The organism is Nitrospira sp., assembly GCA_030653545.1.
Lineage (GTDB): Bacteria > Nitrospirota > Nitrospiria > Nitrospirales > Nitrospiraceae > Nitrospira_D.
On sequence record JAURZE010000033.1, the window covers coordinates 52,587 to 68,522 of the forward strand.

Consider the following 15,936-nt stretch of genomic DNA (forward strand, 5'->3'; position numbering starts at 1 on the left):
ACACACCTTTAATGATCGTGAACAATATCTCATCATCGACGTGGGATACGGAGTGCTTTTGCGGTTGGCTCCGTCCTTCATTACTGACTCGTCATCCCATAGACCATGTCACCGATGAAACGGCGGAAGGACTCGTTCTCTACGAACTGCTTGTAGACCTGCGTGTCGTCCTTCAAGAGGTGCTGCATGACCTTGGCCAGCGCCTGATCATGGGCCATACGCGCGGTGTGCGGCGTGTTCTCTTTTGCATTCTGGTAGGCCGCATCGGCAGCGACCTTGGGAGCGATGTCGTCGCGGATACGCTTCGCGACCCGGTCGGTATCGGTGAACAGCGTACCGAACTGCTCATTAAACGTCTTGAGGATGTTGCTCAAACGGTCAAGTTCAGGCTCGGCCTTGTGCCCGTGAGCGTCCGTCGGGACCGGTTCAATCTCTGCATCACTATCCGCTAAGGCAATCTTCATCGTCGCCTTCTTCTCTACGCGGTAGCTGTCCATGTCGATGGCATCGAGAATGCCTTTGGCGAGATCCTCTTCCTGCGGCGCGGGCAACTTGGGCACCAGCAGATTGAGTAGGATCGAGAGCTTCTCCCATTCCGGATTGCTGTAGGGAATGACCGACGAAAGGAAGCTGTACGTGCGGCAGAACACCTTGGCCTTACCTTTAAAGCCAACCTGGCCGTCCTCGTCGAGTTTACTCACATAAACGGCCACGCATGCATCAAGGATCGGATCGAGTTGGTCGCGCTCGGCATCACCCAGGAACAACGTCACCACTTGCTTTACCTGCTCCGGTGAATAGACCTGGGCCGCATCCAGCGCACCCTTCAGGTCGTGCAGCTTGTTGGGATCAGTCTCCTCAGCAAGCAGCGTGGTGCGGTAGTAGTCCTGGAAAGCAAAGGTGATCGCCTCGCTATTGTTCTGGAAGTCGAGCACGAAGCAGTCGTGCTTTTGCGGGTGCGCGCGGTTGAGTCTCGACAAGGTCTGCACGGCTTTGATGCCCGAAAGCGGCTTGTCCACGTACATCGTGTGCAGCAACGGCTCGTCATAGCCAGTCTGGAACTTGTCGGCGCAGATCAGGAAGCGATACGGGTCAGTCTGAATCTTTGACGCGATCTCACTACTCGGAAACCCATTGAGCGAAGCCTCGCTCACCTTGGTTCCGCCGTACTCGTGCTCGCCCGAGAAAGCGACAATCGCCTGATACGGACTCTTGCGTTCCACCAGATACGCCTTAAACGCGTGGAAGTATTGAATGGCTCGCTCGATGCCACTCGTGACGACCATTGCTCGCGCTTGCCCGCCGATTTTCCCGGCCGCCATCACCTGCTCGTGGAAATGATCCACCATGATCTCGGCCTTGAGTTTGATCGCGTGATCGTGGCTCTCTACATAGCGACGAAGTTTCTTCTGTGCCTTCTTGGTATCGAACTCCGGATCGTCCTCCGTCTTCTTGACGAGCTTGTAGTAGCTGTCCACCGGCGTATAGGCCTTGAGCACATCGAGAATAAACCGCTCCTCAATGGCCTGCTTCATCGTGTAGCAGTGGAAGGGCCGGTGCTTGACCTTGCCCTCGGCATCCGGTGGCAGCGGCTCGCCGAACATCTCCAACGTTTTGTTCTTGGGGGTGGCGGTAAAGGCGAAGTAGCTGGCGTTGGTCAGCATCTTGCGCGCTGCCATGCGCTTGGCGAGCGCCTCATTGACGAGATCTTCCGGGTCGGTCCCCTCCTCTTCGTCACCCTTGGCATCGCCGAGCGCCTGGCTCATCGCTGCGGAGGTCTTTCCGCCCTGGCTTGAGTGCGCCTCGTCAATGACGATGGCGAAGCGCTTGCTACCCTCGGTGGCGATCTCGTCGAGGATATGGGGGAACTTCTGCACCGTCGAGACGATGATCTTCTTCCCCTCCTGAATGAATTTACGCAGATCACCAGAATCCTTGGCATGGCCGACCGTCGCGCCCACCTGCATGAACTGCTTGATAGTCGTCTGGATCTGGTCGTCGAGCAGGCGCCGGTCGGTGACGACGATGACCGAGTCGAAGACTTCCTTATCCTCGCGCTTCAGGCCGATAAGCTGGTGCGAAAGCCAGGCAATGGAATTGGACTTGCCGCTTCCCGCCGAATGCTGGATCAGGTAGCGCTTACCCGCCCCGTGGGCACGAACATCGGCCAGTGCCTGCCGCACCACACCAAGTTGATGGTAGCGCGGCCATACCTGTCTTTTCTTTTTTCTGCCGGTGCGCGGGTCCTTCTCCTCGACGATCTGTGCGTAGTTCTCGAGGATGTTGGTTAGGCCTGTTGGAGTAAGGATCTCTTTCCAGAGGTAATCGGTTTTGAGGCCGTGCGGATTGGGTGGGTTCCCCGCGCCGTCAAGGTAGCCCTTGTTGAAGGGCAGGAACCATGAGCCCTTCCCCCTAAGCTCAGTGCACATCTGTACTTCGCTGTCGTCCACGGCAAAGTGCACCACGCAGCGGCCAAACTCAAAGAGCCGCTCGCGTTGGTCACGGTCGCGCTTGTACTGTTCAACGGCATCCGCAACGGTCTGCTTGGTGAGGCTATTCTTCAGCTCGAAAGTCGCAATTGGCAGGCCGTTGATGAACAGGCCCAAGTCGAGCGCACGACGCGTCTCGTCCATGCTATAGGCGAGCTGCCGTGTGATCGAGAAGCGGTTCAGCGCATGCAGCGCCTCAGCCTTGGCGTTGCCCGGTGAGGGCGTGCCGTAGAACAGATCAAAGTGCACCGGCCCATGCTCCACGCCTTTGCGCAGTACATCGATGACGCCACGCTTGCCAATCTCGGCGGAAATCCGGGCGAGAAACTTGAGGCGGTTGATGTCCTTGGGATCGTTGGAGTCAGCCATCGCCAGTTTCTTGAATGCCTCGGGCTGGGTGGCGCGCAGGAAGGCGAAGAGCTGCGGCACATCGAGCGCGTGGGCGCGGTCATAGTCCTGCGCGCTGCCTGCGATATAGCCAGTCCCGCCGTAAGGCGCGAGTCGTTCAGCAGCCATGTTCGGCGCTACGGCGAGACCGTCCGTGCCGGTCATGTACCGTACGATGAGCGTTTCGAGACCCTTTTCGCTCGTGTCAGTGGTCACATGGAACCTCTAATCAAGTAGCCATCAAGTACCAAGGATTCTCTTACCTATTGATTTTAAAGGAGCTAGCCTTTAATTCCGCTTACTACCCTCCATTCTAATCAAGCATCCATCAAGTAACACGATTTCGGTCCGGTCCGGCCCAAACCGGTATATAGCGCATGAGTTTAGGAGCCGCATCCGCATCATAGGCGACGATCACTCCCGCATCGACCGCCTCTCGGATGAGCCGTGAAGCCACAGCGAGATTCTGCGGTTCAATCCCAAACCGCTCGCGCACCGAAGTGTTGGTCAAATACTCCCGGTTCACAAAACGAAGACACGCATGAAGATAAACAGCGCGCACCCGATCCGCCTTGTCCATTTGCGAAAGTGGGCGCGGCGCAAACAGCACGACACGCGTATGGTCCCCAGTAACTTCAGCCAATGGAGCGGGCAGTTGATACAGTTCCGTTTGAAAGACCACCTTATCCCAGCCGCTTCCACGCTCCTCACAAATGCCGATACGTCGCATCAGCGAAGCCAGCACCTCATTGCGTGACTTAGGTGGAGTATCAACAAAGCGCTGCGTATCAACCAGCGGCGCACCCGGGTTCGTGATTTCAATACGATCCTCGAACATCTCCACCATCGGACCTACGCCGGTAGCAAAGAAGTCCTGATGGATGAGGGCATTCGCCACCAACTCACGGACCGCAAGCTCCGGAAACCTCGGTACCGTCCTGCGCAGTGCTTGTTCAATCACCTCATTTGAGGGAAGGACGCCGTTGATAAACCCGATCAGCCCTTCAAAATCAGAGGCATAACCTTTGATTCCGACGTGCTCTTTCAGTGTCTCAACGCGACTTGCGCCTCGGTACTGGATTACCCGAATCGCCTTACGCCGGAGCGAATGAAAATCTTCCAGTCCCTTGGCAAAGAGGATGGCTCCGAGATTGGTGATATTCCAACCACCGGCATCGCACGGGCAAACCAGGCTATCGTCGGCTAACGCCTTGAGGATGCCATCTCGATTCTCCGGCAACGGAAGCTTGAGCAAGTGGAAGTAGGCCGGGTAATCAAGGAGCTGCAACACCTCGTCAGCGGGAATGTGTTCGGCAGCAATCCCCTTCTCAAACGGCATGCAATCGAATATACGCCAGAGGGCACGTTCCCGTTCAGGGAAGTCCTTGAGCCGTTTCTTGTATGACCCCACCCGGATAAACTCTTGTCCCTGGAACTGCACGGGATGCCGAAAGGCTCGTTCAATTTCCAGCAGCACAATCGATCGCCCATCCACCGTCACCTCGTAAAAGCGAAAGTGGATTTTGGGTGTCAGCAGCTTCAAGAGCCAGCTTTCCAGCTCCTCGTTGCCGACTTTTGCCGCACGAGGATTGAACCGCGTGCCAACGATGGCGTGATCCCCATCTGCCACACCCCACACCAGATAGGCAGACGCTTTCCCTACAAGCGCCGCCGAATTACTCAAGGCTGACAGTAATTCGCCGATCTCATTCGGCTCTGCATCGTCTACTTTGAACTCTAGCCACTCGGTCTCGTGCGACAATTTACACAGCTCACGCACAAGACTCACCAGATAGCCAGCAGGCCGGTCCGTACTCACGTCTCAGCCTCCTCGGACGCTGCGTCGAGGGCCGTCTCTTCAATCTCTTCGGCACCTTCAACAAGAGATTCTAGGTCATCCGATTCTTCAGGCAACCGCGCCGCCGCCTCTTGCACATCGAGCTTGCCGGTTACCACATCAGCAACGAGGCGGGTGCGATATTCACGAAGGAGTTCGATCTCCCGTTCGAGACGAGAGATAGCGGAGTGCAGTGCACGTGTCTCGGTCTCGATACCGGCGACCAGCCTCACCTGATCATCCATCGGTGGCAGAAGCACATACAGGCATCGCACATCATCGAGGGTGAGACCGACCTTCGTTCCACCGTTCGTCTTCAGTCGGCATTGGTCCTTTCCAAACTGCGAGAGAAGCCCATACGCGACCCATCGCGGAACGGACCGCTCCGGCCGTAGCCGAATCAACGCGGTGTGCTGGTTAACGTACGCCTCGCCAAGACCATCCGAAACAACTCCCACCGCCCCAATCTGGGCGGTGATAGAAAGCAGCAGGTCATTAGGCCTCGCTCGTGTTCTCTCTCCCTCCGCTCCAGTGGGCGGTGTCACGTAGCTGATGTGCTTCAGTCGCAGGTCGATCGAGGTAGTCGAGATGTTCCCAATTCGCAGGAAGACGAACCCATCGTCTGCATAATAGCGAGCCCATCCACGGGAGCCACTCGTAACGAACCGACAAAGGGACTTGAGCCTCCGCACCTCCCAATGCTGCGGAATGTCGCCGAGCCAGGGGATGCCGGAGGGCTTGAGGGGGGCGGAGGGGTCGAGGCCGCGGGTGACGGCGCGATGGATGATGGCCTGCTTCTGCTCGTTGAGCAGCGCGATCACCTTCCGCTTCGCCAAGATCGCTCGCTCCAGCCGCCCGTTCGCCCAGTCCAGAAACCGCACAATCGCCGTCTGCTCTTCGGGCGAGGGGACGAGCACGGGAATCTCTCGCATCCCAGGGATAGACAAATCCCACTGACCGACACGCACACCATCGGAAGCCTGTCCAAAGTGTGCGACGTAGGGTTTGCTGCGAAGCAACCTCTGACCAAAAGCGTGGTTGGCGATACGGAAGTCGAAGACATAGTAGGCTGGGCTGACGATGCCATCGCATGGTGCGATCCCCATTGAGCCCTGCCACGCCTTCATCTTGTTGATCACGAGATTGCCGGCACGAGCCACCTTGTAGTTGCTCAGGTCGTCAGGGATAACATTGTGATTCTCATCTACATCCGTGAGTGAGCGAACAAACACACCTTTCTCCCGAGCAACCGACAACAGCGGTAAGTCGGCCCGATTGCGTTCTGCTCGCTTCGAGATGAGCGAACGGAGGTTTCTCACCTCCCACTTCGCCGGGACAACGCCAAGCCACTTTGATCCCGACTCCTTGTATTCCGAATACGGCTTGAGGTTAGCGATCATCTCAGAGTGCCTCGAACCAGGTTTTAATTTTTTGCGCCATCAGCTTGCGACGCTCCTCCAGGAAGTTGTCATAGACAGGAATCTTATCCTCAAGCATTGACGTCGGAATACAGTGCATATCGAGATTCGCACGAAGATCTTTCCCTTCGGTAATCCCGCCATACTTCTTTTTCCCACCCTCGCACTGCTTGACTAGTTCCCGAAAGTACTGGTCTGGAGGGGTGTCGCTAATGGCAATGTTGATCTCGCTCTGCGCCAACACGAAGTTCGCGATCTGGTTGTATCGCCCCTTCGAGAGACCCTGCTTCTTGAGATAATTGCGCGGATAAATATGGTGCACATCACTGCGGTTCATCAGAAGGGCCTGTACCGTGATGTCACGCGACAGGAATCCCTTGTCGCCCAGTTTGGCTTGCGCCGCCTTATAAGCAAGAAAGTAAGGACTCTGGCCGGAAGAGGTATCCATGAGTTGCGGCAGCATGCCAGTCCAAAAGCTCGCAGGCAGTTCCGTTTCGATAACAGAATTGGCATAGGCAACCAAGCCGCGTGCCTCGACCTGACGGATATCGACATCGAAGGCCGTCTCTGGACTGCCGCTGTAGCGTCCGCGCAGGATGGACATCACATACCACCGGCCTACCAATCTTTCTAAATCGGCAGCGGGCAAGCCATCAGCCCGGCCGCGAAGATAAAGAATGTAGGCAAAATTGACGGCGTTCTGCCCGCCGAACAGATCGCTCGTGACAAAGCCAGCTGAACGCAGGATCATCGTAAAACGGTCAAAATGCGTTTTGTTGATGAAGCGCAAAATCCCCTGCTTGAGCCGCGCGAACGATGCCTCGGCAATCGCGTCCTCATACTGCCGGGTCTCGAAGTTGCGCCCTGAAAGGAGCGCCACGAGGTCCGCTAGCTTTCCGCGTCCGAACTCCGCGGTGAACGCCACACGTAGCATGTCAGTATAGGTGGGGTCGTAAATGTCGTCGTTCACATCTTTGAGCCACCGCATCTGCTGGAAGAACTCGGAGGCCGCGAACGCTTTGTCACCCTTTTCAATACGTCCGAGGAAATCCGGCGCAACAGCAAGATGGCAGAAATAGTCGATCGCCTTGCGCAGCATGTTACCGCCGTACGTCTCGTTGGCGGCGATCTTCGACATGGCAAAATCGGCCTGCGATAACTCGGCTCCGGCGGAGTTCACGCGGATGAAAATCTCAGTGACGGTTTCGATGTCGAGGTCTTCGGCGAGTTCGATCAAGCCGACATGATTATTGATAATCTTGCCGAGCCGTTGGAGCACCTTGCCCACCTGTTTGCGGTCGGCAGTAGGGTTCTTCGCAACATAGTCTTCCGTCAGCTCAATTAAGTCGGCTTCTGGTGCGAACACCGCAGCGACATCCTCGATCCAAGCAACGTCTTTGCGAATGGCAGGATTCGCAACCTCGAACTTCTCAGTTTGCGGATGAAAGGCGATCCGGATGCGGACGGTTTCATAGTCTTTGGTCAACACTTCCCGCCCGAGCAAACCCGCCATAAGTGCTGTGACTCGCTGTTGTCCATCGATAAGAATGCGCTTGCCTGCCGATGAGGTGCCGTCCTTGAGCTTAACCGTAGGGTTTCGCCACGCGATCAGGTAGCCAACGGGATATCCTTGATACAGTGAGTCGAGCAAATTACGCACCTTCGTCGGCTCCCACACGAACGGACGCTGAATTTCAGGGATTGCAATCTCGCCAGACTTGACCCATGTGAGCAGTGTCTCAATGGGATGGGGCGTGACCGAATAGCGTTGTGTGGACATCTATTTCCTCGCCTTTACAGATCGTCCCTCTGTTTCCATTAGACCGGAGAACCGCTTCCAACCAATTCGTTTCTTGTTGATGGAGTTGCCTTTTGGCAGCCACTCAATGTTGCCCTTACTGATTAGCAAGGTCCCTAGTTTCTCGCCATTCCGCTTCACCGTGATTGCGAGGTCCTTATGACCAATCACTTTGGTGTCGACTCTCGCACGGACTTGGTGTTGAGCCATACCCCCTCCTCAGGAATCATTTGCCAATGATCTCAGAAAGTAGTCCTTCTGTTTCCTTTTCCAGCGCGAGGATGTCAGCTTGAATTTCTTCTAGCGTGCGCAGTGGCTGCGGCTTGTAAAAGTGCCGCGTAAAGCTAACCTCGTAGCCGATCTTGGTGGCGTCCTCCTTGATCCAGGCATCGGACGTATAGGGCAGCACCTCGCGTCGGATAAAGGCTTCAATGCCGCCGTCCTCTAAGAGCGGCACCTGCTCGGTATCGCGCAGATCGGAGTCGGGCTCGTATTCGACAATGGCGGGCTTGCCGTCCACCGTGGCATCGAACAGACCGTGAAGCGGATCAGCTTTGGCCTTGCCTGCCTTGTGGACTTTGGCGACGACGGGAGGCGCGGTTTCGACGCGCCAACTCACGGCCTTGAAGATCTGCTTGAGGTCGGCGGCGGCGAGTTTAATGTCGGCCTTCTTGAGCGCAGCCTCGACACGGTCGCGGAAGACGTTGTGGTCCTCAAAGAGCTGATCGCCCAACGCCTCGCGTAGCTTCGTGGCGACTTCGACCAGGCGGCCATCGCGCTCCCAGGTTTTGGAATCGAGCAGTTTCTTTTTCTTCTTCTCGGGCAGCCCCTTCTTCGTTCCGCCGCCCTCTTCATCATCACCATCTTCCTCGTCGCTGCCCCACTCGGCCAGACGCTTCTCCAGCTTTGTCGAGATTTTAGAGAATTTTGTGAAGAGAGAGTCGCCGAACTCCTCGTAGAGTGTGGCACGGAGATCTTCATCGCCGGCTGCAAATCTCAGCGTCTCGATGGCCTTGAGCGTGAGCTGGCTGTGCAGACGAAGCGGGCGCTCGACGGTGACCTTCCAGTAGCCGAAGGCGGCGTTGGGGAAGATCTTCGACTCTGGCGTCTCCTTGAAGTCGAGGAAAGTGCGGCTAATGCGCTCGATGTCCTCGGCCGAGAGTTCGCAGTTCTTCTTGCCGAGGTTCTTGCGCAGCGGCTTGAACCACTGAGTCGCGTCGATAAGGTGCACCTGTCCCTTTCGATGGGCAGGCTTTTTGTTCGACAGCACCCAGATGTAAGTGGCTATGCCGGTATTGTAGAAGAGATTGAGCGGCAGCGCGACGATGGCTTCGAGCCAATCGTTTTCGATGATCCAGCGGCGGATGTTGCTCTCGCCCTGGCCGGCATCGCCTGTGAAGAGCGACGAGCCGTTGTGAACTTCGGCAATGCGGCTGCCGAGCGCGGACTTGGCATTCATCTTTGACGCCATGTTGGCCAGAAAGAGCATCTGGCCGTCGCTAGAGCGTGTGACGAGCGACAGCTCCTCGCCCTTGTGCATCACTTTGAAGCGAGGGTCACGCATGCCGTCCTTACCGCCCATCGCTTCGAGATCCTTCTTCCAGCTCTTGCCATAGGGCGGATTGGAGAGCATGAAGTCGAACTCCTGCGCCTGGAATGCGTCGTGCGAAAGCGTGGACCATTCCGCGCCGCCGAAGATGTGGTCGGCACTCTCACCCTCGCCTTTGAGAAGCATATCCGCCTTGCAGACAGCGTATGTCTCGGGATTGATCTCCTGCCCATAGAGCAAACAGGTGATCTGCTGCTTGCGCTTCTTGCCGATTGCCGTGAGCGTCTCTTCCCCCACGGTGAGCATGCCGCCGGTGCCACAGGCGCAGTCGTAAAGCAGATACGTGCCAGACTTAAGCTGGTTCTCGATCGGCAGGAACACGAGGTTTGCCATCAAATGCACAGCATCACGCGGAGTCCAGTGCTGTCCAGCTTCCTCGTTGTTGTCTTCATTGAACTTGAGGACCAACTCCTCGAATACCGTGCCCATCGCATGGTTGTCGATACCGGCCGGGGAGAGATCGATGTCGGGATCGAGGAACTTGTTGATGAGCGTGGCTAGAGCATCACCTTTAGACAGCGTTTTCAGCTGATTGTGAAACTTGAAATTCTCGAGGATGTCCTGAACGTTTTGCGAGAAGCCGTTAAGATAGTCCTCGAAGTCCGCGAGTAGCTGCTGCTGGTTTCCTCGGGACTTGAGATCGCGCAGAGTGAACTTCGATGTGTTGTAAAAAGCCTGGCCAGCAGCCTCGCAGAGCGCCGCACGCTGCTCGGTGATGCGTGCCTTATCAAGCATCTTCTTGGTGTCCAGCACCTTTTGCTTGGTCGGCTCGAGCACCGCGTCCATGCGCCGGATGACGCACATCGGCAAGATCACGTCCGGGTACTTGCCCCGCTTGAACAAATCGCGGAGGACATCATCGGCGATACCCCAGATAAACGAGACGATCTTGTTATGAGTTGCTTGGTCCACTAGGGGGTGCACTCCTTTACTATCATCGGGTTACAACTGGTAATCGCAGCCGAGAATACCTCTTTCAACGCGAGAAAGCACCCCACCTTGAGAGGGGAAATATGACAGAAGGAACCCTTCAGAACCATCGGGCCGGTGTGCCTGGATAGGTTGCTTTATATAGAGCAATTTTTCGGCACCTTTTTCTCCATTTTTTGGCAACACGGTCTGAGCGCTGTCTCGTGTTCACCCGTCTCGTCTAATTCGTGTTCCTATTGTGTCTGCATTGAACTTGCATCCCTCTCCGCCGCCGTTGCGTCAACTGCCCTAAACTGCCGCAAGCTGCCGCAAACTGCCTGATTCCCTTCACCCGCTCCAGACGGTACGGTGAGCACCGTCACGAGCTTCACCGGAAGGAGACTGTCACATGAAGCGCACGTTGTTATCCGTCAAGGAGCTGGCTCAGGAGTTGGGCATCAGTCCGGACTCGGTGTACCGCGCCTATCGGTCGGGAGAAATCCCGGGGGCACAAATCGCTCGGACGATCCGCTTCAACTTGGCGCAGGTCTGTCGGGCTATGGAGAAGCGGGCCAAGGCTATGCCGAACAGTCACTGTACGAAGCGCGCGACCGGCGGCGTGAGCCGACGGCGCGGCGCGACCAGCCCCCGTACAGTAAAACGGGGGCGGAATTTCCAAGATACCCCGAGGAGGAATCAATGAGTCTCTGGACCTGTGTGATCGGCTGGTTTCGCTTTACGGTGCCCGATGCCACCGTCGATGAAATTATTGCTCTCATCGGTGGGGAGTGGATCAAGGATCAGAAGGGCTTCCAGGGCTATACCCAAGCCTGGCTCTCCCGAGGCCATACCGGGGGGCTCGGCCGGATTGGCACCGGAGCCAAACGGGCTCCACGAGAAGTGCACGTGGATCTGTCGCAAGAACTCATCAGTGGCTGGACCTATGACCAGTTCAAACGCGTGGCTACGTGGGTTATTTCGAAACAAGGCCACTTTGGTCGAATTGACGTGGCTCTGGATGATCGCACGGGCGTGATCGATATCGATCGGATCTATGCGTCGGTCGTGGCAGGTAACTGCGTGTCGCACTTTCGGAAATCGCGGTTGATCTCAGGCCATGAGCTTGGTTCAGGCTCCGACACCGGCAAAACCATCGGTCTGGGGTCTCGGCAGTCGGATACCTATCTGCGGATCTACGACAAAGCGGCGGAGCAACGCGCCAAAGACAAACCTGTGGAAGGGGCGTGGATTCGGTGGGAAATGGAGTGGAAAGCGGAACGGGCGGCGGCTGTCGGGATGGCTCTCTCGGGCCTCGATCAGGACTCGTTTCAGAAATACATCGTCGGGGTGTTCCGGAGTGCCGTGGATTTCCGCGACTGCACGCGTGACGACGATCCGAAAGATCGCTACTACGCGCCACTCTTGGATTGGTGGCAGGTCCTCACCGAAGGCATGCAGCGCGCGAAGCTCGAAATTGCGAAGTCCGTGAAGAAGATCGAAGACGTGAAGCGGTGGGCAGAAAAGAGTCTCTCTCCCATGTTGGGACTGTTGTGTGCTCATCCGGAAGCGGGCGAACGCTGGTTAGTCAAAACAATTGTCGAGGGAGTCGAACGATGGCGCGCCAAACATCTGGCCCTCTTAACGAGCGGTCGAGAAGCCCAGAAGGCCAAGAAGAAGATCCGGTGGTGGAATCCCAGAGACGGATTCTCTGCGGCGTATGCCACACCGGGTATCTGAAGCTCTACATGTGCGGGCCGCGGTTGCGTGGCCGGTGTCGGAGTTGTCAGGCGGTCTGGGTGTTTTTGTGGTCCTGCTTCAAGCGGGGCTGGTTTCAGTGGTCCAACTAATCACAGGGAGGAGTCGATCATGTCGAAGTTCGTGGCCAATTGTGTGGTGATGGGGGTGAAGGCAAGACCGAGTCAGGATGGGAAACGCATCTTTCGGAACGCCGTGCTCTATTTCGAGGAAGACACGACCACGCTCGAAGCGAGTGTCTCCGATGAGCACGAGGCGCTCTACAGGCTGATGGACGCCAACAAGATGAAGCTGGCGCACGTGACCATCAATCTGCGGGAGTACAAGGGGCAACGCTTTCTGGATGTGACGGGGTATCAACCGATCACTGGGGCGGCCTCGGCTCCTGGCAAGGAGACTGCCAAGGCGTAAGAGGATGAGGCAATGGTCTGGACTGTCTTAACTGTCTCGGAGCAACTCACGTGGGCGATGTTTTTCGTCTGTACATTCCTGGTTGGCCTGTCTGTCGGGCGGCGCTAAGCCTCTCGGCATACCTGGGGTTCATCGCGGTGCTGGGGATCATGCTCTGTGTGACCCCGGCACAGGCCTTGGTTTCGACGACGGGCCATGCTCGGATTGCCTCGCAATCGGCGATGAATGCCCTGAACGTGGCCAAACGGTCGCTCGCCGTGCAATCCATTGGGTCGGCCATTGCCAGTTCAGGGTCCGGGGCCTCGGTCGCTGCTCGTATTGTCGCTAGTGGAGTGGGATGGCCGGCTATTGGGATCGCGGCAGGACTCGTGGTCGCGCAGTACTTCTGGAATCAGCAGCAAGTGGCCGACATCAAGAGTCAGGCGGGTGATCCTGGTCCGGTGTCGGCTGGGGCGAATCCGATGCCGGCCGGCACCATCATTCAACCCTGCCCAGGCACGGCCGGCTGTCTCCCGAACACCGATCAGAAACTCACGGCTCCCTCACCGCAACCGCCGCCCAGCCCGGGCTGCTCGTCGCAAATCTTTACCTCGTCTCCGCTGCCCGCTGGCTGGGCCGGCTGGTACTCGGAACCGGGTGTGCCCAATACCTGTGTGGCCTATCACAACATCGGGCAACCGAATCCCGCGACGCAAGCCCCGGCCAGTCCCCCGACGCCCCAAGACATCACGGACTACCTCGGGGGCTTGCCGGCCAGTGATCCGAACAGCGTGGAATCGAACTTCGATCAGGTGGGGGCCGGCGTGTCGCCCACCTCGGCTGAGACGGTCGTGGAGTTTCCGATCAATTCCACCGAACTACAAACCCAAGTGGTCCCGGCGTCCTCTGTATCACCGACCGATACCGTGCTGGATCCCTCGGCAGAACCAGAGGCAGGGCCAGTGAGCACCACGGAAACGCAGACTTCGACCACCACGACCACCACGACGACGAATCCCGATGGGTCAACGACGACACAAGAAGACACAACGACTGTATCTGAATGTTCTGCCCGGCAGCACGATAGTCGGACGTTAGGCACGATTCTCCAAACCCATATCGAGAACTGGAGAGGGTCGGGGATTGCGGGGGCCTTGTCCACGCTCCAGCTGCTCACCTGGCCCAGCGCCTCGCCCACGTACACCTTAAATAGTGGCCTGCTGGGCACCTTCTCGTTCGATTTCACGGCCTGGAACGGGATCTTGCTCGCGCTGCGCTCGTTAATCATTGCCGGGGCGTCCTTCGCGGCCTATCGGATCATCTTTGTCGGCGGATCAGCGGGGGCAGACTAATGGCGGCCATTCTGAATGCCATTCTGTGCTGGCTGCGCGACTTCTTCGGCACCTTGAACGATATCGTGCTGGACAGTTGGGACTCGGTCTTAGGACCGGCCGATACCATCCTGGCCTCGCTTGGCACCGGCTCACTCTCGACGCCACTGATTCCCGATCAATACGCCTGGTTGCTCGGGGCCACGGGCATGGCGCAAGCCCTGGCGATTGTGGCCGGGGCGATGCTGACACGCTTTGTCCTGCAATCGGTGCCATTTGTGCGGTGGGGATCATGATCGAAATGCTCGAAGGCGTCCCAGGGTCAGGCAAGTCGTACCACGCGGTGGCCGAAAAACTGGTGCCGTGGTTGCGGGCTGGCCGGCGGTTGTATGTCGCCATCGACGGCATTTATCTGGACCGGCTCGCGGCCTTTGAGAACCGAACTATTGAGGACCTGCACAAACAACTGACCTGTTGGGTGACGAAAGACGACGTGTTGGAGGGTCTTCTGACGGTCGAACCCGGCGCGGCCGTCTTGATTGATGAAGCGCAAACGATCTTTCGGTCGAAGGAAAAGCTCTCGCCCGAGTTGCTTCGCTGGCTCGAAACGCATCGGCACCGGGGGAACGATGTGGTGCTGATGGTGCAAGCGGCCGCGCAATGTACGTTAGGTGTCTTACGGTTGGTCGAAGTCACCACGAAGTTCCGACGGCTGGATCGGTTCGGGTTGAAGGGGCGCTATCAAGCGATGGTCCGGGGGAATCCGGAAGAAACCGAGACGATCCGGATGTACACCGGTCGGTATCAGCCAGCGCTCTATGCCTATTACTCGTCGTACTCCAGCGCGGCAGTGCGGGAGCAGACGCGAACTGGCTCCATCTTCAAATCGCCCACGGTGGTGCTCGGGGTGCTTGGCTTGTGTCTCGCAGGAGCCTGGTTTGCCGGGGGGCGGTGGCTGTCCGCAGGACCCGTCGCATCGGCGCCTCGTCCTTCCGTCGTCGCGGTCGAGATCCCGCGCGCGCCTCTTCGAGCAAGCGCCTCAGAAATGATTCCTGCTTCCGATCCTGACGACGTGGTGCCCGAACCGGTGCGAATCGTCGGCGGGATGGAATTTGACGAGGATGCAGAAAACTCGTGGCGGTGGATTTCAGACACGGGAGAGATCTTCACGGAAGACGAACTGCTGGTCCGCACCAACTTTCATGTCGAATCCGTCTGGGTGCATGGGACCAGAAGAGTCCAGGGATCCGGCGTGATCTGGGGCGGGAGACCGGCACCAATCCAAGAATCCACCGGCCTGGCGTCGGCGGTGCCAGCAGAGCTGCGGACCATTCCAACCGGGCCCGCGCTAGGAGGATCTGAGTCACTCTCGTTTGTGAATCCGAATGCGAAAGATTTGCTCGTGACGCCACCGGATCTCAGATAGGCAGCGCAGAGAGGAGAGGTACACGCGGATGGATCAAGCGGCACTCGATACAGTCGTCTACTTTGCCGGCGCGTTTTTCCTGGGTGGTTTTACGGTGGGGCTGATTGTGAAGTTTCTGATGGGGCAACTTTAACCAGAAAGGAGGTGATGACCAATGTTGAAGAAACTGTCTTGGGGCCTGGCGGCCTTGAGTGCGGTCCTGCTGAACGCCGGAGTCTCAATGGCTCAGGTGTTCCCGGTGGATGCGGCGACCACGACTACGATTACCAGCGTGAAAGCTGACATCGTAGCCTGGGGCGTGGTGTTCATCGGCGTCGCGTTGACGATTTTCGCGTACAAGCGCGTAAAGTCGCTGGTGCGGTAGGGGCACAGTGAGAGTGGCTCCTGCAACGCGTGGCAGGGGCTGCTCGTCTGAATCAGAAGGAGGCAGCCATGGCCTGGGCGACAGTGGCCACGGATTTACATCAATTAGGGACAGTGCTCTCGGCGGATCTCATCGGGTGGGGCGCGGCCGTCATTGGAGTGGCGCTCACGGCCTCAGCGGTCGTGTGGGTCTTACGGTTGATCCGGGCCTAGGCGAGACCCGG

Annotated in this window: 13 protein-coding genes; 8 read left to right on the forward strand and 5 right to left on the reverse strand. The window is 57.6% G+C overall.

All coding sequences use genetic code 11. The features are described from left to right. Positions 1 to 80: 80 nt before the first annotated feature. The 5 genes from Q7U39_17060 to Q7U39_17080 form a co-directional block, all read right to left on the reverse strand. Positions 81 to 3,092 carry a type I restriction endonuclease subunit R gene (locus tag Q7U39_17060; GenBank protein MDO9119670.1) on the reverse strand — a complete coding sequence of 1,004 codons (3,012 nt, stop codon included), beginning with the start codon at positions 3,090 to 3,092 and terminating at the stop codon, positions 81 to 83. A gap of 112 nt (positions 3,093 to 3,204) precedes the next feature. Then, on the reverse strand, positions 3,205 to 4,695 hold the full coding sequence (locus Q7U39_17065; protein ID MDO9119671.1) for an ATP-binding protein: 1,491 nt from the start codon (positions 4,693 to 4,695) through the stop codon (positions 3,205 to 3,207). After that, positions 4,692 to 6,113 carry a restriction endonuclease subunit S gene (locus tag Q7U39_17070; GenBank protein ID MDO9119672.1) on the reverse strand — a complete coding sequence of 474 codons (1,422 nt, stop codon included), beginning with the start codon at positions 6,111 to 6,113 and terminating at the stop codon, positions 4,692 to 4,694. Before Q7U39_17070 ends, Q7U39_17065 begins: the two co-directional genes overlap by 4 nt. Before the next feature lies 1 nt (position 6,114). Next, the gene (locus tag Q7U39_17075; GenBank protein ID MDO9119673.1) at positions 6,115 to 7,911 is read right to left on the reverse strand and encodes a DUF262 domain-containing protein; all 1,797 of its coding nucleotides are present in this window, start codon (positions 7,909 to 7,911) and stop codon (positions 6,115 to 6,117) included. Between the two features lie 244 nt (positions 7,912 to 8,155). Then, complete coding sequence (locus Q7U39_17080; protein MDO9119674.1) at positions 8,156 to 10,450, reverse strand: class I SAM-dependent DNA methyltransferase; 2,295 nt, start codon at positions 10,448 to 10,450, stop codon at positions 8,156 to 8,158. A 406-nt stretch (positions 10,451 to 10,856) separates the two neighbouring features. Here Q7U39_17080 and Q7U39_17085 point away from each other — a divergent pair, with 406 nt between their 5' ends. The 8 genes from Q7U39_17085 to Q7U39_17120 all read left to right on the forward strand — a co-directional run bounded on the left by Q7U39_17085 (position 10,857) and on the right by Q7U39_17120 (position 15,925). Continuing rightward, positions 10,857 to 11,150 (forward strand): helix-turn-helix domain-containing protein, encoded by a 294-nt coding sequence (locus Q7U39_17085; GenBank protein ID MDO9119675.1) that lies wholly within the window; start codon positions 10,857 to 10,859, stop codon positions 11,148 to 11,150. After that, positions 11,147 to 12,184, forward strand: coding sequence for a replication initiation factor domain-containing protein (locus tag Q7U39_17090; protein MDO9119676.1), 1,038 nt, complete (start codon positions 11,147 to 11,149; stop codon positions 12,182 to 12,184). Before Q7U39_17085 ends, Q7U39_17090 begins: the two co-directional genes overlap by 4 nt. 129 nt (positions 12,185 to 12,313) lie before the next feature. Next, entirely contained in the window at positions 12,314 to 12,613 is a 300-nt protein-coding gene (locus tag Q7U39_17095; protein MDO9119677.1) for a hypothetical protein, read from the forward strand. Positions 12,614 to 12,663: 50 nt separating this feature from the next. Next, positions 12,664 to 13,944, forward strand: coding sequence for a hypothetical protein (locus Q7U39_17100; GenBank protein ID MDO9119678.1), 1,281 nt, complete (start codon positions 12,664 to 12,666; stop codon positions 13,942 to 13,944). Next, positions 13,944 to 14,219: a DUF2523 family protein gene (locus Q7U39_17105; protein ID MDO9119679.1), complete on the forward strand. Its 276-nt coding sequence runs from the start codon at positions 13,944 to 13,946 to the stop codon at positions 14,217 to 14,219. Before Q7U39_17100 ends, Q7U39_17105 begins: the two co-directional genes overlap by 1 nt. Next, entirely contained in the window at positions 14,216 to 15,349 is a 1,134-nt protein-coding gene (locus Q7U39_17110) for a zonular occludens toxin domain-containing protein (GenBank protein MDO9119680.1), read from the forward strand. Before Q7U39_17105 ends, Q7U39_17110 begins: the two co-directional genes overlap by 4 nt. 154 nt (positions 15,350 to 15,503) lie before the next feature. Further along, entirely contained in the window at positions 15,504 to 15,713 is a 210-nt protein-coding gene (locus Q7U39_17115) for a hypothetical protein (protein MDO9119681.1), read from the forward strand. Between the two features lie 68 nt (positions 15,714 to 15,781). Continuing rightward, complete coding sequence (locus tag Q7U39_17120; protein MDO9119682.1) at positions 15,782 to 15,925, forward strand: hypothetical protein; 144 nt, start codon at positions 15,782 to 15,784, stop codon at positions 15,923 to 15,925. Positions 15,926 to 15,936: the final 11 nt, after the last annotated feature.

Coding starts and splice junctions, on each gene's coding strand:
- Q7U39_17070 (MDO9119672.1), bottom strand. CDS start 6,113: ATGATCGCTAACCTCAAGCCGTATTCGGAATACAAGGAGTCGGGATCA.
- Q7U39_17085 (MDO9119675.1), top strand. CDS start 10,857: ATGAAGCGCACGTTGTTATCCGTCAAGGAGCTGGCTCAGGAGTTGGGC.
- Q7U39_17115 (MDO9119681.1), top strand. CDS start 15,504: ATGTTGAAGAAACTGTCTTGGGGCCTGGCGGCCTTGAGTGCGGTCCTG.
- Q7U39_17120 (MDO9119682.1), top strand. CDS start 15,782: ATGGCCTGGGCGACAGTGGCCACGGATTTACATCAATTAGGGACAGTG.
- Q7U39_17105 (MDO9119679.1), top strand. CDS start 13,944: ATGGCGGCCATTCTGAATGCCATTCTGTGCTGGCTGCGCGACTTCTTC.
- Q7U39_17110 (MDO9119680.1), top strand. CDS start 14,216: ATGATCGAAATGCTCGAAGGCGTCCCAGGGTCAGGCAAGTCGTACCAC.
- Q7U39_17095 (MDO9119677.1), top strand. CDS start 12,314: ATGTCGAAGTTCGTGGCCAATTGTGTGGTGATGGGGGTGAAGGCAAGA.
- Q7U39_17075 (MDO9119673.1), bottom strand. CDS start 7,911: ATGTCCACACAACGCTATTCGGTCACGCCCCATCCCATTGAGACACTG.
- Q7U39_17090 (MDO9119676.1), top strand. CDS start 11,147: ATGAGTCTCTGGACCTGTGTGATCGGCTGGTTTCGCTTTACGGTGCCC.